Genomic DNA, 24548 nt, shown 5'->3' on the forward strand with positions numbered 1-24548 from the left:
CGCCCGCGACGGGCGCCGCCTCGCCCCTCTCAGGAGCGAGAGGCGTTGCGCTCAGCGTGTCAGTGCTTGCCGAAGAAGCGCGCGATGCGGTGGAAGAAGCCGGGCTTCTTGTGCGCAGCGGCCGGTGCCGTGACGGTCTCGGTCGGCGTGGAAGCACGCGCCTCGCTTCCCGCACGCGGTGTGCGCTCGCGGCGCGGCTTGCGCTCACCGGGATGTGCATCGGACTTGGCCGGCGTGGCGGTACCGTTCGCTGCCGCGGGTGCTGCCGCAGCCTCGCCGTCACGACGGCTGCGGCCGCGACCGCCACGACGGCGGCGCTTCTTCGGCGCACCCGTGGCGGGATCGATCGCACCGACGGCGTCAGGAGCTTCTGCGGCAGCAACGGCCACGGTCGTTTCAGCGGCCGGAGCCTCGACAGGCTTCGGGGCACGCGGCGGACGCGACTCGCGGCGCGGACCGTCGCGACGCTCGCCGGAGCGACCACCGTCACGGCCACCGCCGCCACCCGTGCGCGAACGCGGGCCACGCGAGGAGGGCCCGCTCTTCGGCGGCGCACCGGCCGTGTTGCGTGCGTCGTCGGCGGCGTCCTCGTCCTCGTTGGCCGGGATCGAACCGTCGGCGCGCGGGCGCGGCTGCGGCACGACGAGCAGGTCGGGCGTGACCGCCGCGGTCGGGATCTTCTGGCCGATGTAGGCCTCGATGTCGGGCAGGCCCATCGCGTAGAGGTCGCAGGCGAAGCTGATCGCGTCGCCCTCGGCGCCGAGGCGCGCGGTGCGGCCGATGCGGTGGACGTAGTCCTCGGCATCGTGCGGCAGGTCGAAATTGAACACGTGCGACACGGCCGGGATGTGCAGGCCGCGCGCGGCGACGTCGGTCGCGACGAGCAGGTCGATCTCGCCCTTCTGGAAGCGGCCGAGCAGGCGCTCGCGCTTGGCCTGCGGCACGTCGCCCGACAGCGTGGCGACACGGAAGCCCTGGCGCTCGAGCGTGCGCGTGAGGCGCTCGGCCATCGCCTTGGTGTTGATGAAGACGATGCTGCGGTGTTCCTCGAGCTTGCCTAGGAGGTTGAGCAGCAGCGGCATCTTCTCCTCGGTGGCCGGGAAGTAGACGACCTGGCGCACGCGGTCGGCGGTGACGTTGTCGGTCTCGACGGTCACCTTCTCGGGCTCGTTCATGTGCTCGTAGGCGAGCTCGAGCACGCGGTGGCTCAGCGTCGCCGAGAACAGCATGCCCTGGCGCTCGGCCGGCGGCGGCATGCGGCGCAGCAGGAAGCGGATGTCCTTGATGAAGCCGAGGTCGAACATGCGGTCGGCCTCGTCGAGCACGACCGCCTCGACGGCACGGAACGACACCACGTGCTGCTTGAGGTAGTCGATGATGCGGCCCGGCGTGGCGATGACGATGTCGACGCCGGCCTTGAGCATGTCGCGCTGCTTGTCGTAGTCGACGCCGCCGTAGATCAGCGCGGAGGTCAACCCGGTATTGCGGCCGATGTTGCGGAAATCCTTCTCGATCTGGATCGCGAGCTCGCGCGTCGGCGCGAGGATCACCGCGCGCGGGTCGCCGGTCTTGCGCTCGACCATGGCCGGGCGCGTCAGCAGGCGGTTCAGCACCGCGACGAGGAAGGCCGCGGTCTTGCCGGTGCCGGTCTGGGCCTGGCCGGCGATGTCCTTGCCCTGCAGGGCGAACGGCAACGTCTGCGCCTGGATCGGCGTGCAGCGGATGAAGCCGGCGTCGGTGAGGCCTGAAAGCAGGCTCGGGTGCAGGTCGAAACTCTCGAAAACGATGTCGGTGAGCGGTTGCTGGTGTGACATTCCGTGGCGGTCTCTGGAGGCGGGGAGCCGGGGGGCGCGGGCTTGCGTCGCGCGATTCCATCCCCAACTTGCGCTGAGCAGCCGAGTTCGGCTGAAATGGACTGAAGCCGGGCGCAAACCGGTTCAGGTCGGCATCGGGTCAACCGTGCAAGTGTAGCCGAACCCGCCGCGCGACGCGCGTGCGCCCCGTTTACCCCCATCCGTCACCTTTCCGGAGAACCCGCGTGAGCCAGCAGATCGCCCACGTCAGCGACGACCAGTTCGAGGCCGAAGTGCTCCAGTCGTCCGAGCCCGTGCTCGTCGACTTCTGGGCCGAATGGTGCGGCCCGTGCAAGATGATCGCCCCGATCCTCGACGAGCTCGCCGACACTTACCAGGGCCGCCTCAAGGTCGCCAAGATCAACATCGATCACAACCGCAGGACGCCGCACGACTACAAGGTCCGCGGCATCCCGACGCTCATGATCTTCAAGGATGGCAAGGTCGAGGCGACCCAGGTCGGCGCGATCAGCAAGACCCAGCTCGCGCAGCTCATCGACCGCACGATCTGAACGTTCCGAGGGCGTCGTCGCCACGCGCGATGACGCCTTCCGCCGGCGGAATCCGGCCCGTTCCACGCAGGCCGGGCGCTTGTCGCCCGCATTTCACGGTGCTAAGTTACCTGCGCACCGGGGAGCGCCTCCGCTCCGATCCTCCGGTAACCCCCCCGAAAGTCTTCCCTCCCAACGGCACCCCATCGAGGTCCGTCCGTGTCCGATATCGAAAATCCAGAAGGTGGCGAAGGCGCCACGCCGCCCGCGCGCGAACCGCGTCAGCGCCAGCGTGCCCCGCGCCCGCCGCGCGATGCCCAGGCGACCCCGCCGCAGCCGAGTCCCGACCAGCAGCAGCTCGACTACCAGCCGCCGGCCGAGTACGTCGCGCCGCAGAACAACGCCGATTCGCAGGCGCCCTCGGGCGGCCAGAACGAGCCGCGCGACAACGCACAGCAGCACCAGGGCGGCGGCCAGCAGCGCCACGGCGGCCAGCAAGGCCACCAGGGTGGTCAGGGCGGCCACCAGCAGGGCAACAACAACAACGGCCAGCGCAACAACCGGCGCGACCGTGACCGCGACCGCCGCGGCAACCGCAACCCGCAGAACAACCAGCACCGCGGCCTGCCCCAGGTCGACGAGGAGTGGGACGAGTCCCGCGAAACCGGGCCGCTGATCGACCTCAACGAGCTCAAGCGCAAGAACGCGCTCGACCTGCTCGCGCTGGCCGAGACGCTCGGCATCCAGGAAGGCGTCGCGCGTGCACGCAAGCAGGATGTGATCTTCAACATCCTCAAGGCGCACGCCCGCGCCGGCGGCGGCATCTACGGCGAAGGCGTGCTCGAGATCCTGCAGGACGGCTTCGGCTTCCTGCGCGGCCCCGACCAGTCGTTCCTCGCCGGCCCGGACGACATCTACGTGTCGCCGTCGCAGATCCGCCGCTTCAACCTGCGCACCGGCGACTACATCACCGGACGCATCCGTCCTCCGAAGGAAGGCGAGCGCTACTTCGCGCTGCTCAAGGTCGACCACATCAACGGCGAGCCGCCGGAAGCGTCGAAGAACAAGGCGCTGTTCGAGAACCTCACCGCGCTGTTCCCGCGCAAGTCGTTCCGCCTCGAGCGCGGCAACGGCTCCACCGAGGACATCACGGGCCGTATCCTCGACCTCGTCGCGCCGATCGGCCGCGGCCAGCGCGGCCTCATCGTCTCGCAGCCCAAGGCCGGCAAGACGATGATGATGCAGAACGTCGCGCAGGCGATCGTGCACAACCACCCGGACGTGCACCTGATCATCCTGCTCATCGACGAGCGTCCCGAGGAGGTGACCGAGATGCAGCGCGGCGTGCGCGCCGAGGTCATCAGCTCGACGTTCGACGAGCCGGCGACGCGCCACGTGCAGGTCGCCGAGATGGTGATCGAGCGCGCCAAGCGCCTCGTCGAGCACAAGAAGGACGTGGTCATCCTGCTCGACTCGATCACGCGCCTCGCGCGCGCCTACAACACCGTCGTGCCGTCGTCGGGCAAGGTGCTCACGGGCGGCGTCGACGCGAACGCGCTGCAGCGTCCGAAGCGCTTCTTCGGCGCGGCTCGCAACCTCGAGGAAGGCGGCTCGCTGACCATCATCGCCACCGCACTCGTCGAGACGGGTTCGAAGATGGACGAGGTGATCTACGAGGAATTCAAGGGCACCGGCAACATGGAAGTGCACCTGAGCCGCCGCATCGCCGAGAAGCGCGTCTACCCGGCCATCGACATCAACCGCTCGGGCACGCGCCGCGAGGAACTGCTGATCGAGCCGGACATGCTGCAGAAGATCTGGATCCTGCGGAAGCTGCTGCATCCGATGGACGAACTCGCCGCGATGGAGTTCATGCTCGACAAGATGAAGAACACCAAGTCCAACGACGAGTTCTTCAATTCGATGAAGCGCGGCGGCTGACCGCAGCGCTTCCGTCGATACGAAAGGCCGCCGCGAGGCGGCCTTTCGCGTTTCCGCCCCACGCTTGTGCGGACATACGCGTGCGCATGGCGCGCCCTCGCATCGGGCAGGCCTGCGGAACCTGAACGCGTTGTTCGAATCGACACGGCACGGACGCATTCCGTTCATGTCTGCTCGACGACACTCGCTCCGTCGCCACACAGCCACGCGGAGTTCGACCATGATGGGCCTGACCGTTGTCTTCGGGGATCGCGAACACAAGACCTCGCAGCCGGACATCGTGCGCCGCGCCCGTGCGGTCGTCGACGAGGCCCTTTCGCCGGGCTTCTTCCCGGACGAGCATGGTCGTTTCGAAGGCCCGCTCTGGCACAGCGTCGCGATGCAGATGACCTGCCATGACGAACGCGACTACGAGCGCGTGCTCGAGGTCCTTTCGTCGAGATCGCGCGAGCGCGGCCTCGCCATCCTCGGTGTGCGTCGCGGCTGATGCGCTGATCCGCAGGAGCGCAACCCGCTGCTCCGTCCAGGACGATCACGAATCTCCAGTACACGCTCCTGCTATGGTCCGGCCATGCCGCTCCGCATGGCCTTCACCGCACTGCTCGCTGCCGTCGTCGCGGCCTCGTCCACGAGCGCCGAAGCGGACTCCCCTGCAGAGCCGACGAGTTGGCGCATCCGTGACGTCACCGTCGTTCCGCTCGACGCAACCGGCAGTCTCCCGCATCGCGACGTCGTCGTACGCGACGGGCGCATCGCCGCGATCACGCCGCACGATGCCGCGGATGCCGACGCAAAACCCGGCGACGTCGACGGCCGTGGTCGTTTCCTCGTGCCGGGTTTCGTCGACGCGCACGCCCACCTGACCACCGAAGGTATCGTGCGGGACGCGCGCGATCCATGCATCGTCGGGCTCGACGTCGGCGATGACCACGCGCTCGACCGCCACGTCATGCTCATGCTGCTGCGTGCGGGTGTCACCTCGGTCGCCAACCTCGGCGCCTCGCCGCATGCCGACGAGGCCTTGCTGGCGCTGCGCGACGCGATCGCGCGAGGCCGGATCGACGGCCCGCGCCTGTTCGTGGCCAGACGCATCGACGGGCCTCGCGCCGCGCTCGTCGACGACGCCGGCGACATGCCGGTACCCGCCTCGACACGGTCCGCACCGATCACGCGCACCGACGCGATCGAGGCCGTGCGCGAGGCGAAGCGCCGCGGCTACGACGCGGTCAAGCCGTACCAGTTCCTGTCGAGCGAGGCGTATCGCGCGGTCGTCGACGAGGCACGACGGCTGGCGCTGCCGACCACGGGACACCTGCCCGAACTCGGCTGTGCGCGCTGTGCCCGACCGCGCGACGCGTTCGCGCATCGGCTCGATGCGATCGCGCACGCCGAGGAACTCGCGCGCTACGCCGCCGCGGACGACTACGCACCGCATGCGCTCGAGCGCCTCGCTCGCGAGGTCGCGCGACGCGGCATCGCGGTGACCCCGACGCTGATCACGCAGAAGACGATCACGGGCATGTACCTGGACCGCAGCGTCGCCATGCTGCCACCGGAATGGGATGCGCTTCTCGACCCGCTGTCGCGCCGCGATGCGCTCGCGCCACGCAACCGCTACCTCGGTGAAGCGTTCCGCGCGCAACCGGGCGCCGATCGCTTCCCGGCCGCCTACGACGCCGCGCGCGTGATCACGCGCGAACTCTGGAAGCGCGGCGTCCCGCTCACGGTCGGCACCGATGCGGCACTGCCGGGCCTCGCCTTCGGGCTGTCGGTGCAGCAGGAGATGCTCGAACTGCGTGCGATCGGCCTTGCGCCGATCGACGTGCTGCGCGCTGCGAGCGTCCATGCGAACGCGCTGTTCGCGCCCGGCTCGAATGACGGTGTCGTGCGCGTCGGCGCGCGTGCCGACCTCGTACTGCTCGACGCCGACCCGCTCGCCGACCTGCATGCGATCACGCGCATCGCCGGCGTGTCGGCGGCAGGACGCTGGCGATCGACCGGGATGATCGACGCCGCGCTCGCCGGACTCGCACCGTCGCTCGATTCGATCCGCTCGCAGCTCGCCGCCTGCGACGCGCGCGCGCCGGCACGCTGAGCGCGAGGCGATGCCAGGCACGCGGCCCGGCACCGCCCTTGGTCACGGCGCGCTGTCGACGAACACGAGCTCGCTGTCCTCGAGCGCGGTGATGCGGATCGTCGACTCGCCGCGGATCGCCGCACCGTCGCGCGCCTCGAGCACCACATCGCCGACCTGCACGCGGCCGTGCGCCGGCACGAGGTAGCCGTGGCGCTTCACGTCGGCGAACGTGTACTCGACGCTCTCGCCGGCCTTCAGCGTCGCGCCGAGCACGCGCGCGTCGGTACGGATCGGCAGCGCATCGGTGTCACCCTCGATGCCGCTCGCGAGGGCCACGAACTGGCCCGAGCGATCGGTCTTCGGGAACGGCTTGGCGCCCCAGGTCGGCGCGCCGCCGCGACGGTCCGGGATGATCCAGATCTGGAAGATGCGCGTCGTGCCGGACTCGAGGTTGTACTCGGCATGCTGGATGCCGCTGCCCGCGCTCATGACCTGCACGTCGCCCGCTTCGGTGCGCCCGCGGTTGCCGAGGTTGTCCTGGTGCGTGATCGCGCCTTCACGGACGTAGGTGATGATCTCCATGTCGGCATGCGAATGCGGCGGGAAGCCCGTGTTCGAGGCGATCGTGTCGTCGTTCCAGACGCGCAGCGCGCCCCAGCCCATGCGCTCGGGGTCGTGGTAACCCGCGAACGAGAAGTGGTGCTTGGCGTCGAGCCAGCCGTGGTTGGCACCACCGAGGCTGTCGTAGGGTCTGCGGAGAATCATGGCGTGCTCCCGTGGCGTGGATGAGTGGGTGCACGATAGGCCGTCGCGACTTCGTTTAGAATGGAATCGATGGAATACCATTCTTTCCATTTCTGACATGTCGAAGCTGCCCGACCTCGAAGCCTGGGCGATCTTCGCGAAGGTCGCCGAGACCGGTTCGTTCGCACGCGCGGCGGCCGATCTCGAGCTCGCCCAAGCCACCGTCTCCAAGGCGATCACGCGCCTCGAGCGCCGCCTCGGCACGACGCTGTTCCACCGCACGTCGCGACGCGTCGCCCTGACCGGCGCGGGCGAGGGCGCCCTCGAACGCGCGAGCCGCCTGCTCGCCGAAGGCGAGGCGGTCGAGTCGGAAGTCACCGAGCAGGCCACGCGCCCGCGCGGCCTCGTGCGCATGGCCGCGCCGATGTCGTTCGGCGTCAGCCACCTCGCGCCGGTGCTGCCGGCCTTCATGGCGAAGCATCCCGACATCACGCTCGACCTCGACTTCAGCGACGCGCAGATCGACCTCGTCGGCGGCGGCTTCGACATCGCCCTGCGCATCGCCGCGCTCGGCGATTCGAGCCTGCTCGCGCGGCGCCTGTGCGGCGTGCGCATCGTGCTGGTCGGCGCACCCGCGTACTTCGAACGGCACGGCCGCCCACGCCATCCGCGCGATCTCGCCGCACACCGCGCGCTGACCTACGCCTATGCGCGCAGCGGCGCGGCGTGGCGCTTCCAGCACGCGCGCCACGGCGAGTTCTCGACCGCGGTGCCGAGCGTGCTGCGCGTCAACAACGCCGAGGCCCTGACGCCGCCACTGGTCGCCGGGCTCGGCCTCGCGCTGCAGCCCGAATTCCTCGTCTGGCGCGAACTCGCCAGCGGCGCGCTCGAAGCCGCGATGCCCGAATGGTCGCCGCCGCCGATTGCCGTGCACCTCGTCATGCCGCCCGGACGCGCGCGTCCGCAACGCGTGCAGGTGCTCATCGAACACCTCGTCGAGCGCTTCGCGAAAGCGCCATGGGCCGCCGCGTGAACACGCCGACCTAGGGCGGCGCGAGCGCATCGGCGAGCGCGCGCACCGCGGGCGGCAACGCATCGAACGAGCGCGCGCACACGTGCAGCGTGCGCTGCGCCCAGGCGTCCTCGATCGCGTGCACGCGCAACGCATCGGCCACGCCGGTGCGCGCGAGCACCGCATGCGGCACGACCGCGACACCTACGCCGCGCGCGACGAACGCGAGCACGCCATCGAGATCGCGCGCCCGCACGCGCACGCGCAGGCCCCGCCCCGCGCGGCGCGCCTGGCGCTCGATGAAGGCCTGCAACGGATCGTCCGCCTCGAGCGCGACGATGCGCGCATCGAGCACGTCGGCGAACGCGACGCCGCCGGCACGCGCGGGCAATCGGTCGGCCTGCGCGCTCGCCGCGCCCTCGATCACGACGAGCGGATCGGCGACGAAGCGCCGCGATGCAAGGCCGGCCTGGTCGACCGCGTCGGCGAGCACGCCGAGATCGGCGCGACGCGAGGCGATCGCATCGACGATCGCCTGGCTCGAACGCTCCTCGATGTCGACGTCGACCTGCGGATGTGCGACGAGGAACACCGCGAGCCGCGGCGGCAGGTGCACCGCGCGCGCGGCCGAGTTGCACAGCAGGCCGATGCGTACGCGCGCGCCCGCGGCGACGTCGCGCAGGTCGTCGGCCATCTGCTCAAGCTGGGCCGCCACCGCGCGTGCGTGCCCGACGACCGCGAGCCCCGCTGGTGTCGGCACGACGCCGTGCGCGAGGCGCTCGAACAGCGCGACGCCGAGTGCATCCTCGAGGCCTCGCAGGCGCGCGCTCGCCGACGGCAGCGCGAGATGGCAGCGTGCCGCGCCGCCCGTGATGCTGCCGGCCTCGACGATCGCGACGACGAGGCGCAGGTCGGTCAGGTCGTGGCGCATCGCGGCGACGCCTCCGCAGCCTTCGGCGCAGGCGCAGGCCGCCTGCGCGAATGCCACATTCCCATGTCGCCGCCGACGCCTGCACGCTGCGCGACGTGTTCCGTCCGGGTCCTCGCCATGCTGTTCACGATCACGGTGTTCCTCCTCGCGGGCCTCGCCAAGGGCGTGCTCGGCCTCGGCCTGCCGACCGTGGCGATGGCCTTGCTCACGCTGCGCATGATGCCAGCCGAAGCCGCCGCGCTCATGCTCGTGCCGTCGCTGGCGACCAACCTGTGGCAGATCGGCCCGCTGCGCGAACTCGCCCCGCTCGCGCGCCGACTCGCCCCGCTGCTCGCCGCGTCGGCGATCGCCACGCTCGCGAGCGCGTCGATCCTCGCCGCTGATCGCTCGACATGGCCGATGCTGCTGCTCGGCGGCTGCCTCGCCGCCTACGGCGTGCTCGGCCTCGTGCGCTGGCGTCCTCGCGTATCACCACGCCACGAAGCGCCGTGGTCGATCGCGGTCGGGGCCGTCACGGGCCTCGCCACCGGCGCGACCGGCGTGTTCGTCGTGCCCGTCGTCGCATGGCTGCACGCAATCGATCTCGGCAAGGACCGACTCGTGCAGGCGCTCGCGCTGTCGTTCACGGTGTCGACGCTCGCACTCGCCGTCGGACTCGCCTCACGCGACGCGCTTGCACCCGCCGACCTCGCCCGCTCGCTGCTCATGCTGCCCGCCGCGTTCGCGGGCATGGCGATCGGCCGCGCGCTGCGCGATCGCCTCGACGAACGGCGCTTCCGCACGCTCTTCCTCGCTGCGCTCGTCGTGCTCGGTGCGCAGCTGGTTGGGCGAAGCCTCGTGAACGGATGACCGACGCCGGAATCCAGATCAGGCGCGCGTCGACGTCTCCGCCGCACCCGGCACCGGATCCGCGATCGGATCAGCCGCCGCTTCGGGTTCGACCGGGATCGCGTCGGGATGGTCGAGGCGGTCGCGCAGCACGGCGAGGTCGACGTCGCCTTCCCAGCGCGCGACGACGATCGTCGCGACGCCGTTGCCGACGAGGTTGGTCAGCGCGCGCGCCTCGCTCATGAAGCGGTCGATGCCGAGGATCAGCGCGAGGCCCGCGACCGGCACCGACGGCACCACCGCGAGCGTCGCGGCGAGCGTGATGAAGCCCGCGCCGGTCACGCCCGAGGCCCCTTTCGAGGTCAGCATCGCGACCGCGAGCAGGGTCAGTTCCTGGGTCAGCGTGAGCTCCACGTCGAGGGCCTGGGCGACGAAGATCGCGGCCATCGTGAGGTAGATGTTGGTGCCGTCGAGGTTGAACGAGTAGCCGCTCGGGATGACGAGGCCGACCACCGACTTCGAGCAGCCGAGGCGCTCGAGCTTCTGCATCATCGGCACCAGCGCAGACTCCGACGACGACGTGCCGAGCACGAGCAGCAGCTCGTCGCGGATGTAGCGCAGGAACTTGAAGATGCTGAAGCCCGAGAACTTCGCGATCGCACCGAGCACGAACACGACGAACAGCACGCAGGTCAGGTAGAAGCTGCCCATGAGCTTGGCCAGCGGGCCGAGGCTCTCTAGGCCGTACTTGCCGATCGTGAATGCCATCGCGCCGCCCGCGCCGATCGGCGCGGCCCACATGACCATCGCCATCATGCGGAAGAACACCTTCGAGATCGAATCGAGCAGGCCGAGCACGGGACGCCCGCGCTCGCCGAGGCCGGTCAGCGCGAAGCCGAACAGCAGCGCCACGAGCAGCACCTGCAGCAGGTCGCCGTTGGCCGTGAACGCGTCGGTGAAGGTCTTGGGGATGATGTCGAGCAGGAACTGCGTGGTCGAGCGTTCCTCGGCCTGCTTGGCGTAGCGCGCGACCGCCTCGCCGTCGAGCGTGGCCGGATCGACATGGAAGCCCGCACCGGGCTTGAGCGTGTTGACGACGACGAGGCCGATCACCAGCGCGAACGTCGACACGACCTCGAAGTAGACGATCGCCTTGACGCCGACACGGCCCACCTTCTTGACGTCGGCGACACCGGCGATGCCGATCACGACGGTCAGGAAGATGATCGGCCCGATCAGCATCTTCATGAGCGCGATGAACGCGTCGCCGAACGGCTTGAGCTTGACGCCGGTCTCGGGCGCGAAGTGGCCGACGAGCCCGCCGACGACGATCGCGAGCAGCACCCACAGGTAGAGGTGGCGCGAGGAACCCGAGGTCGACGTGCTCATGGACGGTCCAGGACGGTGAGTTGGTGGCGGCGCGTCGCGCCGGACAGCGGGACGAGCCCATCATCGCGCAGGATGCGCTGGCCTTGCGCGCCGAGCGCGAAGCGCAGCAGCGCCTCGACCTGCGGATCGAGCGCGACGCCGGGCTTGCGGTTGACATAGGCGTGCAGCCCGCGGGTCAGCGGGTAGGCGCGCGAAACGAGGTGCGGCGTCGCCGCGGCATAGGCGGCGCGCCCGCGCATCGAGGCGACCTCGAGCGCGACCACGCCGTCGCCGGCCGAGCCGAGATCGGCGAGCGCGATGCCGCGCGGATCGCGCGCGAGCGCGTCGAGGATGCGCCGCCCGGCATCGTCGCGCGCGCCGTCATGGCGCACCGGCTCGTCGAACTCGACGAGCGCGTCCCAGTGCAGCTTGTTGCTGTCGCCGAGCACGACGTGGCGGAAGAAGCGCCCGGTGCCGCTCTCGGCATGCGGGGCGTAGAGGCGGATCGGCGCGTCCGCCCAGCCGCCGGCGAGGCCGAGCTCGCCCCAGCGCCGGATCGGTGCGGACGCGTGCCGCGGCGCATGGCCGAACACGGCCTCGAGCTCGGGCAGCGAGATCGTGCGCAGCGGGTTGTCGCGATGCACGAACACGACCAGTGCCGGCGCCTTGCCGACCTGCGACACGCTGCCGTTGCCGAGCCGCACCGGCGTGGGCTTGTAGCGGAACACCCACTCGAAGGCCTTGATCTCGCTCTCGGTAGCCTCGCGTCCCATCAGCACGATGTCGGCCTGCGCCGTGTAGAGCTTCGCCATGCCGACGTCGCTGCCGTCGAGGCTCACTTCGATGCGCACGTCCGGCGCGGTCGCCGCGAAGCGCTCGGACCAGCGCTGCACGAGCGCTGCATACAGCGCATTGCCGTGCACGCGCACGATGCCGGCCGGCGCATGGTGATCGGGCGGATCGATGCCGGCGGCGCCCGCACGCGCCGACGCGAACGCGAGCATCGCGAGACCGACGGCGACGAGGCGCTTCGCCGAAGAGACGACGTGCTGACGCGACGGGTTCATCGCAGCCTCGCCTTCTGCACCTCGATGACGTCGCGCGACAGCGGCAGGTAACCGCTGTGCGCGATCAGCATCGACTGGCCCTCGCGGCTCAGCACGAAGCGCAGGAACTCGCGCACCGGCGCGGCGAGCGGCTCGCCGGGCGCGCGGTCGACGATCGCGGGGATGATGCGCACGAGCGGATAGTCCTGCGCGATCAGCGCAGCCGGGGTCGGCGCGTGCGCGGTTCCGCCATCCTCGCGCGACAGGCGCAGCATCTTCACGCCGGGACGCGCGTAGCGCACGTTCGAGATCGCGATGCCGTGCGGATCGGCGGCGAGCGCGTCGAGGATGCGCTGGCCGTGGTCGTACTGGCTGCCGTCGGCGCGCGTCGCGTGCACGAACTCCTGCGTGTCAGGGTTCCAGCGGTGGCTGTCGCCGAGGATGCGCTCGCGGAAGAACAGCGCGAAATCGACGTCGGTCTTCCACGCGTACGGCTGGATGCGCTTCGCGGCCCAGGCGCCGTCGAGGCCGAGCTCGCCCCAGGTGCGCAGGTTGCGTGGCGAGCGCCGATGCTCGGCACCGAACACCGCATCGAGCTGGGCCATCGACATCGCGTCGATCGGGTTGCTCTCGTGCACGAAGACCATGTGCGCGTAGTCGTAGAAGTTGACGTCGACGCTGCCGGTCGCGATCGGGATGTCGGTGTGCGCGTAACCTTTGGCGCGCAGGAACGCGCGTGCGGCAGCCGGGCTGATCTCCTCGCCGAGGATCGCGATATCGCCCGCGCCCGAGTAGACCGCGCCGACCGCCGAGGCGGTGCCGTACATGCGGTAGTCGAACCGGACGCCGGGCTGGTGCGCGCGGAACGCGTCGATCCACGCGTGCACGAGATGCCCCATGAAGTCGCGCTTGAAGCTGCCGTGGCCCCACACGCGGATCGTGCCGTCCACGCGCGCCTCGGGCACGTAGGCCGGCAGCGCCGCGACGAACGCGAGCGCGGGATCGTCCGCCGGCACGCCGCCCGACGCGGCCGCGGCATCGAGCGAGAGGCCGAGCGCGAGCAGGCCCGCGGCGAGGTGCAAGCATGGCTTCACTGCAGCTTCTTCAGCTGCTCGCGCGCGACCTCGGCGGTCAGCGGCAGGTACTTGCCGTCTGCCTGGATCGCCCGCTGGCCGTCGCGGCTCAGCACGTAGCGCAGGAACGCGCGCACGTTCGCGTCGATGGGCTTGCCCTTCTCGCGCTTGACGTAATAGTAGACGTCGCGGATCAACGGGTAGCTGCGGTCCTGCACGGTCTCGAGCGTGAGCGGCACGTACGGCCCCGCCGCGGTCTCGGCGAGCGCGAGCGCGCGCGTGCCGTCGACGAGGAACGGGATGCCCGTGTAGGCGATGCCGTAGCGGTCCTTCGCGAGCGCGCCCATGATCAGCTCGCCGCCCGCGGTCAGCGAGCCGTCGGCCTTGAGCCCGGCGACGTTCGAGAACGCGCGCATGCGCTCGTTCCACTTGCCCGAGCCCTTGAGCACCTTCTTGTCGATCTCGTCGTTGAAGTGGTACTTCATGTTGTAGCCGTACGGCTGGATCGGCTGGTTCGCCCATTCGCCGGTCAGGCCGAGCTGGCCCCAGGTGCGCAGGTTCTTCTCGGGTCCTCGCGCGCGCGACGTGTCCCAGGTGAGGCCGTCCCAGCCGCCGTCGCGCTGCGCACCGAAGATGCCGTCGAGCTGTTCGATCGTGAGCTGGCGGATCGGGTTGTCGGCGTGCACGTAGACGCCGAGCGCGAAGGTCCAGCCGCGCACGTCGAACGAACCCGTGGCCATGACGATCTCGACGATCTCGGTGTTGCCGCTGCCCTCGTCGCCGCCGCCGGCACCCTCGCGCTCGAAGCCCTTGAGCTCGTCCCACAAGGCCTGGCGGCCCATCGGCGCGAGGTCGGCCACGCCGGCGACGAGGCCCGGGAACGCCACCGCCGAACTCGCGAGGTTGTCCTCGAAGCGGATGCCGGGATGATGCTTGCGGAAGCCTTCCTCCCAGACCGCCATGAGGCCGCTGTCGGCGAGGTAGTTGTTGCCCCACTGGCGCAGCGTGCCGCGCAGCTCGCCTTCGGGCGCGTACGCGGGCAGTCCGGACAGGTCGAACTCGCGCGTGTAGAAGCGCTTCACCTTGCGCGCCTTGGTGCCGATCGCGCGCGCCTTCGAGAGAGCGTCCGCGTCGGTGGTCGGTCGCGAATCGGCCGCGTGTGAGGCGGGGCCGGCGACACACGCGACCGCGACCACCGCCGCGGACAGCAGCAGGGAGCAGGCACTCGTGAGCAATCGGGGCGTCATCGGGGTGTCCTCAGTCGAGCGTGCGCGAAGCGCGGCCGACCGCCTCGAGCTCGCGCAGCTGTGCGCGTGCGATCTCGGCGGTCATCGGCAGGTACTTGCCGTCCTTCATGACGAGCGCCTGGCCTTCGCGGCTGACCACGAAGCGCAGGTACTCGGCCACGACCGGATCGATCTTCCCGCCCACCGCGCGGTTCGTGTAGTAGTACACCTCGCGCGACAGCGGGTAGCTGCGGTCCTGCACCGTCTCGAGCGTCGGCGCGACGAACGGGCCCTTCGCGGTCTCGGCGAGCGGCACGGTCTTCACGCGCGGCTGCCCGCGGTAAGCCATGAGCGTGTAGGTGATGCCGTAGCGGTCGTCGGCGAGCGCCTCCATCATCTGTTCGCCGGCGCCCCACAGCTTGCCGAAGTCGCCGCCGCCCTCGCGCAGGCGGTTGCTGTATTCCTTGATGCCCTCGTTCCACTTGTAGCCGCCCTTGAACACCTTCTCGGCGAAGTCGCGCGGGAAATGGAAATTGAGGTTGTAGGCGTGCACGCGGATCGGCTTGTCGGCCCATTCGCCGGTGAGGCCGAGCTGGCCCCAAGTGCGCAGGTTCTTCTCGGGTCCGCGCGCGGCCGACGGATCCCAGTCGTTGCCGTGCCAGCCGCCGTCGCGCTGTGCGCCGAAGATGCCGTCGAGCTGCTCGATCGTGAGCTTCGAGATCGGGTTGTCGGCGTGCACGAACGGCACCAGCGCCGCGGTCCAGCCCGTGACGTCGTAGCTGCCGGTCGCCATGACGATCTCGACCGGCGCGGTGCCGAAGATGCGCTGGTAGGCCTGCAGTTCGTCCCAAGTCGGGCGGCGGCCCATCGGCGCGAGGTCGGCCTGCTTCGTGTAGAGGCCGGCCATCGCGATGAACGTGCTCGAGAGGTTGTTCTCGAAGCGCACGTCGGGATGGTGCTTGCGGAACGCTTCCTCGAGATAGCCTTCCAGCGGACTGTCGGCGAGGTAGTTCGATCCCCACTGGCGGATCACGCCCTTGAGCGGCGCCGAGGGCTTGTACTCGGGCAGGCCCGAGAGGTCGAACGTCGTCGTGTAGGCGCGGCGCTGGCCCTTGGTCTTGAGTGCGTCGGCACGCGCCTTCTGCAGTTCGATCGAGGCGACCGGCACGTCCTGCGCAGCCGCGAACGGCACGGCCATCGCGAACGCGATCGCGGCGAGAGCGGCGCGCCTCACTTCGCACCCGCCTCGAGCTTGGCCAGCTGAGCCTTCACGACATCACCGGTCAGCGGCGTGTAACGACCCTCGCGCTGCACCTGCTGCTGGCCTTCGCGGCTCAGCACGAAACGCAGGAACTCCTCGACCTTGGGATCGGCCGACTTGCCCGGCGGCTTGTCGGCGTAGAAGAAGATCTCGTTGATGAGCGGGTAGCTGCGGTCGCGCACCGATTCGAGCGTGCGCTTGACGAACGGGCCGCCCTCGAAGCCCTGCACCGCGAGTTCGCGCATGCCTTCCTCGGCCACGGTGAGCGGCGAGGCGATGCAGATCGCCTGCGGATCGCGCAGGATCTCGTCGCGCACCTGATGGCTCCACGGCGCGATCTTGCCGTCGGGCGTGGCGTAGTTCGCGAATGCGCGATAACCCTCGACCCACTGGTCGCTGCCGCGCAGCACGAGGTTCTGGAACACGACCTGGATGTTCGCGCGCGGCGACTGTCCGCAGGGATGGATGCGCTTGTCGGTCCATTCGCCGGTGAGGCCGAGCTGGCCCCACGTACGCACGTTGTCCTCCTCGCCGCGGCGGAACGGCGCATCGGTGCGCCACACGCTGCCGTCGTAGCCGCCGAGGCGCGCGGTGCCGAACACGCCGTCGAGCTGCTTCATGCTGATCTGCGTCAGCGGGTTCTTCTCGTTGACGAGGATGATGAACGCGGGCGACCAGCCGTAGACGTCGTACGAGCCCGTCGCGGCCGTGATCTCGGTGATCGGGTAGCGGAACACCTGCTCGAACGTGAGGTGGTCCATCAGCGTCGCGGGGCGGCCTACGCCGAGGTCGGCGACCTTCGCGGCGACGGCCGGGATCGCGATGCCGGCCGTCGGCAGGTTCCACTCGAACGTGATGCCGGGATGGAACTTCCGGAACGCTTCCTCCCAGTAGCCGCCGAGCGGACCGTCCTTGAGGTAGTTGCTGCCCCAGATGCGCAGCGTGCCCTCGAGCTTGTGCTTCGGCTCGTAGCGCGGCAGGTCGCCGAGGTCCCACTCCTTCGTGTAGCCGCCGATCGCGCCGCGCTCCTTGCGGAAGCTCGTCACGTTGAGCGTCCAGATGCTGCGGTTCGCGTTGGTCGGCGTCTCGGCTTTCGCAGGCTCGGGCTTCGACGGCGTCTCGGCGACGGCGGGCAGCGCGGCAAGCAGCGCAAGGGCGGGAACAAGGGCCTTCATGGGCGGATCCTCGGCGAGAGGGCGTGGAAGGAACGGCACGCACGCGCGAGGCGGCATGCCGTGGACGAGAGGTGTGGACGGGGCGACGCGCTCATCGCAGCTGCTCGCGGCCGCGGCGCACGACGTCGACGGGCACGGGCAGGTAGCCCTTGCCCTCGTCGACGACGAGCTGCTGGCCTTCGCGGCTCAGGATGTAGCGCAGGAACTCGGCGACGCGCGGCTCGACGGGCTGGCCCGGCGCGCGATCGAGGAACATCGTGATGACGCGCCTGAGCGGATAGCGATGGTCGGCCACGCTGTCGCGTGTCGGCATCACGGCCGACGTATGCGCATCGACCGCGACCGCGATCGGCTTCACGTCGGGATGGCCGTACAGCAGGCCCGACCAGCCGAGGCCGTCGCGATCGAGGGCGAGCGCGTCGAGCAGCTTCTGCCCGCCGTCGCTCGCGCCACCGCGCGAGCCGGGATCGTCGGCGTACTCGCGCATCGACGGCTGCCAGAGATGACCGCCGTCGAACACCGCATCCTCGAAGAAATCGGCGAAGCCGCGCGCGATCGCGAGGCCATGCAGGTTGACCGGGCGCGTCGCCCATTCACCCGTGAGGCCGAGGTCGCCCCAGGTGTGCACGGGCGCGTGGCCGCGTCGCCGCTCGATGCCGAACGCCGCGTCGAGCTGCGCGAGCGTGAGCGACTCGACCGGGTTGTCCTTGTGCACGAACACGACGATCGCGTAGCCCTTGTTGCGCACGTCGAAGCTGCCCGTGAGCACGTCGACGCCGGTCGGCGCGTAGCCGCGCACTTCCTCGAACGCGGCGATCTCGGGCGGCCAGATCTCGCGCCCCATGAAGGCGAGGTCGCCCTGCCCCGTGTACAGCGCGCCGATCGCCGACGCGGTGCCGTGCAGGCGGTTCTCGAACACGATGCCCGGATGGTGGGCCTTGAAGCCGTCCTGCCAAGCACGCGTGAGGCCTTCGACGAAATCGGTGTGCGCGCCGTACGAGCCGTGGCCCCAGATGCGGATCACGCCGTCGACGCGGGCCTCGGGCGCATACGCCGGCAGCGCCTCGACATCGGAGGCCTGCACCGGCGAACTCGCGAGCAGGCAGGCCGCCAGTGCGGCGCGCCAGGCGATGCGCCACGTCATGGCAGCCTCCCGCGGGCTTCGGCGAGCGCGGCGTCGCCGAGCGGCAGGTAGCCACCTTCGCGCGCGAGTACGGCCTGGCCCTCGTCACCGAGCACATGCGCGACGAACGCGCGCACGAGCGGTGTCATCGGCTCCTGCTTCGTGTGCGCGGTCACGAGCACGATCGACCGCACGAGCGGATAGGCGCGCGAGCGGATGGCGGCCTCGTCGGGCAGCAGGAACGGGCCTGCATCGTCGCGTGCGAGACCGATCAGCCTGACCGCAGGCGTTGCGTCGCGCACGGGCGCGTAGGCGATGCCGTCGCGATCGGCGGCGAGCGCGGCGACCACGTCGGCACCTTCGGATGCCGATGGCCGGTATTCCGGCGTCCACTTGCGGCTGTCCTCGAGCACCTGGCGCCGCAGATGGATCGCCTGCAGGCTGTCGACCGGCGGCCCGTAGACGTGGACCGGGCGCGAAGCCCAGTCGCCGTCGAGGCCGAGATCGCCCCAGGCCGACACGGCCGCACCACCGCGCCGCCGCTCGGCACCATAGACCGCATCGAGCTGGCGCAGCGACACGCCGGTGATCGGGTTGTCGGCGTGCACGAACACGCCGATCTGCGTCGACAGGCGGTCCGAGGCGAGGCCAGCTTCGGCCACCGGGATCGCGAGCGGCTTGTCGAGGCGCACCCATTCGAAGGCCATGCGTTCGAGCGGCTCGCGCAGCTCGCGCCCCATCAGCGCGACATCGGCCGTGCCCGTGTAGACCGGTGCGAGCGTCGATTCGGGTCCGTGCAGCGATTGCGTGAACACGACGTCGGGATGCAGGCGCGTGAACGAGGCCTGCCATGCATCGAGCAGCGCGCGATCGGCAGGACTGCCGCTGATGCGCAGCGCACCCTGCAGCGACGGCGCTGCCGGCGCGTCGTCGCGCGAGCACGCCGTCGCGGCGAGAACGAGCGCCGCGACCATCGCGCGGAGCATGACGCCGGCGGACGTCGCGCGCGGCACCGGATCAGTCCTTGCGCTCGAGCTTCGCGCGCTGTGCCTCGAGCACCGGCTTCGTGAGCGGCAGCCACTTGCCGTCACGCGCGATGATCGACTGGCCCTCGCGGCTCAGCACGAAGGAAAGGAACGCCTTCGCCTTCGCGTCGAGGCCCTTGCCCGGCTGCGCATCGGCGTAGCCGTAGACCTCGAGATGCAACGGATAGCTGCGGTCGCGCACGCTGTCGAGCGTCGGCAGCACGTAGGGCGACTCCGCGTCGCGCGCAATCGGCACGAGGCGCGTGCGCGCGTCGACGAAGCCGGCCGACGCGAACGTGATGCCGCAGCCGTCGTGGGCGACGGCCGAGACGCGGTCCGCGCTCGGCACGCTGCGGTCGCCGTCGGCATCGAGGGTGAGCGGGATCTCGCGCACGCCGTCGTTCCACATGTTGCCGCCGACGAGCACCTTGCGCTCGAACACCGACATCGGGTGGTACTTGAGGGGCGGCGTGAAGACGATGATCGGACGGTCCGCGCACGGTCCCGTGGTGACGCCGACGTCGCGCCAGCGGCGCAGGTTGACCGAGGCGTCGCGGCCGGCCTCGCGACGCCACGTCGTCGAAACCCAGCCGCCGCGACGCGGGCCGCCGAAGATGCCGTCGAGCTGGCGGATCGTGAGGCCCTTCACGGGGTTGTCGCGGCCGACCACGATCGCGAACGCGGGATTCCAGCCCGACACGTCGAACGATCCCGTCGCGAGTTCCACCTCGCGCGGCGAGCGCTCGTGCTTCTGCTGGAAGTCGAACACCTCGCCGGCGAAGTACAGGCTCCAGCGGCGCCCGATCGAGACATCGACCTGGCCGGCCGTGAGATCACCGTCGGCGAGCTCCACGCGCAGGCCGGGCTGGTGCTTGCCGAATGCCGCGACGAGCGCCCTGCCCGCGGTGCCCTGCATGAGCTGGCCGCTGGCCGGCATGCGCAGCGTGCCTTCGAGTCCTGCTACCGGCGTATAGGCCGGCAGGTCGGCGAGGTCGAAGCGCTTCGTGTAGTACGCCCTGGCCGGATCGACCTTGCCGGTCTCGTCGGGACTTTCGCCGTCCCACTTCTTCGGCGCGAGCATGTCCAGATGCAGGCCGAGCGCCTTCGGATCGACGCGCTCGCCCTTCTGCTCGAGCTTGGCGAGCATGGTCTTCGCGCGCTCGGCCGGCAGCGTGATCCACTTGCCGTCGCGCTGCACGGCATCCTGGCCGTCGCGGCTCAGCATGAAGGTCAGGAAGGCCTTGACCAGCGGCGGCAGCGACTGGCCCGGCGCGAGGCGCACCTGCGCCCATTGCTCGATGAAGAGCGGATAGCTGCGGTCGCGCAGCGTCGCGAGCGAGATCGGCACGAACGGGCCGTCGGCGGTCGCGCCGAGCGGCACCGTGCGGATGCCGGGACGGTTCGAGCCCATGTCCGAGAACACGATGCCGTAGCGGTCGGCCGCCATGTCCTTGACCATCTCGACCGACGACGTGTAACGCGTGCCGTCGGGATTCATCTCGTGCGAGTACTCGCGCGTGTTCTCGTTCCAGACGTCGCCGCCGTCGAACACCTTGCGCTCGAAGCCGAGCTGGATGTTGTACTTGAGCGGGCGGCCGTAGATGCGGATCGGCTGGTCCTTCCACTCGCCGGTGAGGCCGACGTCGCCCCAGGTGCGCAGGTTCTTCGACACGCCGCGCGCGACCGACGGATCCCAAGTGGTGCCTTTCCAGCCACCCGTGCGCGCACCCGCGAAGATGCCGTCGAGCTGCTCGATGGTCAGGTGCGCGATCGGGTTGTCCGCATGCACGAAGATCACGAAACCCGGGCTCCAGCCCGGCACGTCGTACGAACCGGTCGCCCAGTCGATCTCGAACAGGCGCTCGCCGGTCGCGCGCTCGTATTCCGAGGCCGCACGCAGGCGGTCGGAGATGCGCGGGCCGGTCTCGATGTCGACCGTGCCCGAGGCGATCGTGCCCTTCTGCGAGATGACGACCTTGACGCCGGGCTGCAGGCGCTCGAACGCCTCGATCCACTGATCGCGGATCAGGCCGTCGTGCAGGTACAGGCCCGACACGCGCACGGTGCCCGACAGGCCCGGCACCGGCGTGTACGGCGCGAAGCCGTCGAGCGGCTGCAGATCGGTGTAGAAGCGCTTGTGCTTGCGCGCGTCGGTGCGCGAGTCGTGCTCGGCGCGGATGACGAGATTTTCGCGGTTGCCGTCGCCGAGGCGTTCGAGGATCTGCTCGAAGGTCTCGCCGGTCGGGCGCTTGTCGGCGGTCGCGGCCGGCGCCGACGATGTGGCGACGGCGAGCGGCACGGCCACGCACAGCGCGCGGAAGGTCTGGGTAAGGCGATCGTTCGTCATCGTGGCGTTCTTGGTCATGCGGGCTGCGCGCATGCCGGACGCTCGCGCGCCCGGCATGCGCGGTCGATCAGTCGAGCTTCTTGAGCTGTTCCTTGGCGTACTCGGGCGTCAGCGGGTAGTAGTAGCCGACGCGCGCGATGATCTCCTGGCCTTCGCGGCTCAGGACGAAGCGCATGAACTCGCGCACCTTCGGGTCGAGCGCCTGGTTCGGCGCCTTGTTGACGTAGAAGTAGGCGTCGCGGATCAGCGGGTAGGTGCGGTTGGCGACCGTCTCGGGCGACAGCTCGACCGCCTTGCCGCCCTTCTCGTGCGACACCTTGAGCACCTTCACGTACGGGTAGTTCTTGACGTGCATGAGTGCGGCGATGCCGATCGCGTGCTTGTTGGTGCGCAGGTCCTCGAGTGGGCGCTCGCTCGCGACCGCCTGGCCGAGGTCGCCCGGCGAGGTCTGCTTGGTCTCGACGTACTCGCGGAAGTTCGGGTTCCACTTCTTCGACCAGTGGAACCAGCTGCGCTCGATCGCGATCGCGAAGCCCGGTGCGGCGTAACCGAACGTCTCGATCTCGCGCCTGGCGTAGTCGCCCTTGAGGCCAAGCTGGCCCCAGGTGCGGATGTTGGTCTCGGGACCGCGCGCGAACTTCGAGGTGAAGCGGTAGTCGTTCTCGACGAGTTCCCAGCCGCCCGAACGCTCGGCGCCGAACACGCGCTTGAGCTCGTCGACCGAGATCTCGTTGAGCGGGTTGTCCTTGTTGACGACGATCGCCCACGCCCACAGCGAGCCACGCTTCTCCGAGCCGCCGGTCGCGACCGAGATCTCGGTCGGCATGTAGCCGAACGTGTTGTAGAACGGCATGAGGTCGGTAATCTTGGCGTCGTCGCCCATCGGCGCGACGTCGGAGAGATCGAAGTACAGGCCGGCGATGCCGCCTTCGCTGCTCGGCAGGTGGCTGGTGGTCGTCTTGACGTCGGGGTGGAACATCTTGAAGCCCGCGGCGAGCTGGTCGACCGCGTTCTTGAGCTCGCTGCCGACGATGCGCAGGCCGCCCTTGAGCTTGGCTTCCGGCTTGTACGGCGCGAGACCCGGCAGCGACGGCGGCGGCAGTTCGCGGTAGTGCGCGATCGTGGTCGCGCCGTCGGTGCGCAGGCTGTCCTTGGTGTCGTTGAGGCGCTTCCAGGTCGGGTTGGTCGCAATCAGGTGCGCCTTGTACTCGTCCTTGATCGCCTCGCGGCCGTCGTAGGCCACCGCGTCGCGGTATTCCATGACGAGCAGCGAGCGCAGCTTGCCGCCCGCCTTCTCGCGGTCGATGAACATCGTGTAGCGCAGCAGGATCTTCTTGTCCTTCTGGTTCGCCATGTTCGGCGCGATGTAGTCGGTGACGTACTGCGCGTAGTCCTTCGGCGACACCAGCACGTCGTAGGCGTTGACGTGGAAGATCGACTTGTTCGAATCGCGCGGCGTCTTCTCGCCGTGCAGCAGCACGTCGGCGCGGCGCACCTCGAGCGGCGGCTTGAGTTTCGGCGCCTCGGTGCGGTTCCACGCCTCGTACGAGCCCTCGCTCACGAACTCGAGCACGACGAGGTTCTCGAAGCCGGGCGCCTCCGAGCGCGCATCCTCGAGCTGCAGCACGTTGGCCACCTGGCCCGCGTTGCGCCACGTCGACAGCAGTTCGGTGTAGTCGGCCTGCGCACGCGCACCGGGCGGCAGCGTGACGAGCACCTGGGTCGGCTCGAGGGTGGCAGCCGAAGCGGCCGCGGCGAACCCGGCGAAGGCCGCGCCGGCGAGGACGAACCGCCGCAGGCGGTGCGCGATGGTGCTCAATGTCGATCTCATGCTGGCATTCCCGTAGCGAAAGGAAGGATGGAACGGCCGGTGCGTGCCGGCGGTGGAGCGTCGGGTCATTCGAGCCGGGCGAGCTGCTCGCGGAGCATCGCCGCGGTCAGCGGCAGGTAGTCGCCGTCGCTGACGAGCTGCTGGCCGTCGCGGCTCAGCACGAAGCGCAGGAACTCCTTGAAGCGCGGCTCGAGTGCCGCGCCCGGGGCGCGGTCGAAGTAGATGTAGATGTTGCGGGCGAGCGGGTAACTGCGGTCGCGGAAGCTCGCGAGGCTCGGCGCGACGGCCTTGCCGCCACCGCGCGGGGCCAGGGCGACGGGCTTGATGCCGTCGATGCCCTGCGCCTGCGACATGATCGTCCAGGCGATGCCGTAGCGGTCGTCGACGAGCTCATGGCGCAGCATGTGCTGGATGCCGAGCTTCTGACCGGCGTCCTCGGGCGCGATCATCTTGCTGCCGGTCTCGACGTAGCCCTTGTAGTTCGGGTTCCACTTCTCGGTGTTGCCGAGGACGTGCAGCTGGAAGAAGCGCGTCGTGCCCGACGGCGCGTGGCCGTAGGTCTGGATCGGCTTGTCGGCCCACTCGCCCTTGAGGCCGAGCTGGCCCCAGGTGCGGATGTTGCCTTCCGCACCGCGCGCGAGCGACGGCGTCCACTCGAAGCCGCGCATGCCACCGTTGCGCTCGGCGCCGAAGATGCCGTCGAGCTGCTCGATCGTGAGCTGCGCGAGCGGATTGTCCTTGTGCACGAACACGACCGGGCCGTTGGAGCGGCTCTTGACGTCGAACGAGCCCGTGGCCACCACGACAAACGAGGCGTGGTAGTTGCGCGTCTCGAAGAAGCTCAGCGTCTCGGTGATCGCGGGCTCGCCGCCGTTCGGGCCGAGATCGGTGACGCGCGTGACCAGCGCCGGGAACGCCGCGTCGCTGGTCGGCAGCGTGTTGTCGAAACGCACCTTCGGGTGGTGTTTCGCGAACGCGGCCTGCCACTTCTCGTAGACGCCGCCGAGTCCGAAGCCGTAGCTGCGGATCGTGCCCTCCACGGGCGCGGACGGCGTGTAGGCAGGAAGGTCGTCGAGCTTCACGCCGCTGCCGGCGGCCGCGGTAAGGCTCGTGGCCGCCGCGACGAGCGCGGCGACCAGCGACGGGACGAGGGTGCGGGTACGACGTGGCATGGGCATCACCTGGATCGGAACGGT

At 69.9% G+C, this 24548-nt stretch carries 20 protein-coding genes; 6 read left to right on the forward strand and 14 right to left on the reverse strand.

Annotated elements, in window-relative coordinates; all coding sequences use genetic code 11:
- Positions 1-59 precede the first annotated feature (59 nt).
- Positions 60-1814, reverse strand: a complete 1755-nt coding sequence (gene rhlB, locus ACQQ2N_RS03980; protein ID WP_440224384.1) for an ATP-dependent RNA helicase RhlB — start codon at positions 1812-1814, stop codon at positions 60-62.
- A 224-nt stretch (positions 1815-2038) separates the two neighbouring features.
- On the opposite strand from rhlB, the gene trxA reads away from it, so the two are divergent.
- From trxA to ACQQ2N_RS04000, 4 genes are all read left to right on the forward strand, one after another.
- Positions 2039-2365 carry a thioredoxin TrxA gene (gene trxA / locus ACQQ2N_RS03985; protein WP_440224385.1) on the forward strand — a complete coding sequence of 109 codons (327 nt, stop codon included), beginning with the start codon at positions 2039-2041 and terminating at the stop codon, positions 2363-2365.
- A gap of 198 nt (positions 2366-2563) precedes the next feature.
- Entirely contained in the window at positions 2564-4285 is a 1722-nt protein-coding gene (gene rho, locus ACQQ2N_RS03990; RefSeq protein ID WP_440224386.1) for a transcription termination factor Rho, read from the forward strand.
- A 220-nt stretch (positions 4286-4505) separates the two neighbouring features.
- The gene (locus tag ACQQ2N_RS03995) at positions 4506-4772 is read left to right on the forward strand and encodes a hypothetical protein (protein WP_440224387.1); all 267 of its coding nucleotides are present in this window, start codon (positions 4506-4508) and stop codon (positions 4770-4772) included.
- Between the two features lie 84 nt (positions 4773-4856).
- The gene (locus tag ACQQ2N_RS04000) at positions 4857-6380 is read left to right on the forward strand and encodes an amidohydrolase family protein (RefSeq protein WP_440224388.1); all 1524 of its coding nucleotides are present in this window, start codon (positions 4857-4859) and stop codon (positions 6378-6380) included.
- 42 nt (positions 6381-6422) lie between these two features.
- Here ACQQ2N_RS04000 and ACQQ2N_RS04005 read toward each other — a convergent pair whose 3' ends face one another.
- Positions 6423-7127 (reverse strand): pirin family protein, encoded by a 705-nt coding sequence (locus tag ACQQ2N_RS04005; protein ID WP_440224389.1) that lies wholly within the window; start codon positions 7125-7127, stop codon positions 6423-6425.
- A 97-nt stretch (positions 7128-7224) separates the two neighbouring features.
- Between ACQQ2N_RS04005 and ACQQ2N_RS04010 the strand changes: the two genes are divergently transcribed.
- Positions 7225-8139 (forward strand): LysR substrate-binding domain-containing protein, encoded by a 915-nt coding sequence (locus ACQQ2N_RS04010; RefSeq protein WP_440224390.1) that lies wholly within the window; start codon positions 7225-7227, stop codon positions 8137-8139.
- A gap of 10 nt (positions 8140-8149) precedes the next feature.
- Here the strand turns inward: ACQQ2N_RS04010 and ACQQ2N_RS04015 are convergent, their stop codons facing one another.
- The gene (locus ACQQ2N_RS04015; RefSeq protein ID WP_440224391.1) at positions 8150-9049 is read right to left on the reverse strand and encodes a LysR family transcriptional regulator; all 900 of its coding nucleotides are present in this window, start codon (positions 9047-9049) and stop codon (positions 8150-8152) included.
- Between the two features lie 117 nt (positions 9050-9166).
- On the opposite strand from ACQQ2N_RS04015, the gene ACQQ2N_RS04020 reads away from it, so the two are divergent.
- Positions 9167-9898, forward strand: coding sequence for a sulfite exporter TauE/SafE family protein (locus ACQQ2N_RS04020; protein WP_440224392.1), 732 nt, complete (start codon positions 9167-9169; stop codon positions 9896-9898).
- Positions 9899-9916: 18 nt separating this feature from the next.
- Here ACQQ2N_RS04020 and ACQQ2N_RS04025 read toward each other — a convergent pair whose 3' ends face one another.
- The 11 genes from ACQQ2N_RS04025 to ACQQ2N_RS04075 all read right to left on the reverse strand — a co-directional run bounded on the left by ACQQ2N_RS04025 (position 9917) and on the right by ACQQ2N_RS04075 (position 24524).
- Positions 9917-11266: a dicarboxylate/amino acid:cation symporter gene (locus tag ACQQ2N_RS04025; protein ID WP_440224393.1), complete on the reverse strand. Its 1350-nt coding sequence runs from the start codon at positions 11264-11266 to the stop codon at positions 9917-9919.
- Positions 11263-12312 carry a PstS family phosphate ABC transporter substrate-binding protein gene (locus ACQQ2N_RS04030; RefSeq protein WP_440224394.1) on the reverse strand — a complete coding sequence of 350 codons (1050 nt, stop codon included), beginning with the start codon at positions 12310-12312 and terminating at the stop codon, positions 11263-11265. The genes ACQQ2N_RS04025 and ACQQ2N_RS04030 overlap by 4 nt, the downstream gene beginning before the upstream one ends.
- Positions 12309-13385, reverse strand: a complete 1077-nt coding sequence (locus ACQQ2N_RS04035) for a PstS family phosphate ABC transporter substrate-binding protein (RefSeq protein WP_440224395.1) — start codon at positions 13383-13385, stop codon at positions 12309-12311. Before ACQQ2N_RS04035 ends, ACQQ2N_RS04030 begins: the two co-directional genes overlap by 4 nt.
- On the reverse strand, positions 13382-14611 hold the full coding sequence (locus ACQQ2N_RS04040; protein WP_440224396.1) for a PstS family phosphate ABC transporter substrate-binding protein: 1230 nt from the start codon (positions 14609-14611) through the stop codon (positions 13382-13384). The genes ACQQ2N_RS04035 and ACQQ2N_RS04040 overlap by 4 nt, the downstream gene beginning before the upstream one ends.
- A 10-nt stretch (positions 14612-14621) precedes the next feature.
- A complete protein-coding gene (locus ACQQ2N_RS04045; protein ID WP_440224397.1) occupies positions 14622-15824 on the reverse strand; it encodes a PstS family phosphate ABC transporter substrate-binding protein in 1203 nt (400 codons plus the stop codon).
- Positions 15821-17026, reverse strand: a complete 1206-nt coding sequence (locus ACQQ2N_RS04050) for a PstS family phosphate ABC transporter substrate-binding protein (protein ID WP_440224398.1) — start codon at positions 17024-17026, stop codon at positions 15821-15823. The genes ACQQ2N_RS04045 and ACQQ2N_RS04050 overlap by 4 nt, the downstream gene beginning before the upstream one ends.
- Positions 17027-17117: 91 nt before the next feature.
- Positions 17118-18170, reverse strand: a complete 1053-nt coding sequence (locus ACQQ2N_RS04055; protein ID WP_440224399.1) for a PstS family phosphate ABC transporter substrate-binding protein — start codon at positions 18168-18170, stop codon at positions 17118-17120.
- Positions 18167-19162 (reverse strand): PstS family phosphate ABC transporter substrate-binding protein, encoded by a 996-nt coding sequence (locus ACQQ2N_RS04060; protein ID WP_440224400.1) that lies wholly within the window; start codon positions 19160-19162, stop codon positions 18167-18169. The genes ACQQ2N_RS04055 and ACQQ2N_RS04060 overlap by 4 nt, the downstream gene beginning before the upstream one ends.
- Before the next feature lie 4 nt (positions 19163-19166).
- Complete coding sequence (locus ACQQ2N_RS04065) at positions 19167-21539, reverse strand: PstS family phosphate ABC transporter substrate-binding protein (RefSeq protein WP_440224401.1); 2373 nt, start codon at positions 21537-21539, stop codon at positions 19167-19169.
- Between the two features lie 49 nt (positions 21540-21588).
- Positions 21589-23352: a PstS family phosphate ABC transporter substrate-binding protein gene (locus ACQQ2N_RS04070; RefSeq protein WP_440224402.1), complete on the reverse strand. Its 1764-nt coding sequence runs from the start codon at positions 23350-23352 to the stop codon at positions 21589-21591.
- Positions 23353-23417: 65 nt separating this feature from the next.
- The gene (locus ACQQ2N_RS04075; RefSeq protein WP_440224403.1) at positions 23418-24524 is read right to left on the reverse strand and encodes a PstS family phosphate ABC transporter substrate-binding protein; all 1107 of its coding nucleotides are present in this window, start codon (positions 24522-24524) and stop codon (positions 23418-23420) included.
- Positions 24525-24548 lie beyond the last annotated feature (24 nt).

It is taken from the genome of Dokdonella aquatica (assembly GCF_051987395.1).
Taxonomy (GTDB): Bacteria; Pseudomonadota; Gammaproteobacteria; order Xanthomonadales; family Rhodanobacteraceae; genus Dokdonella.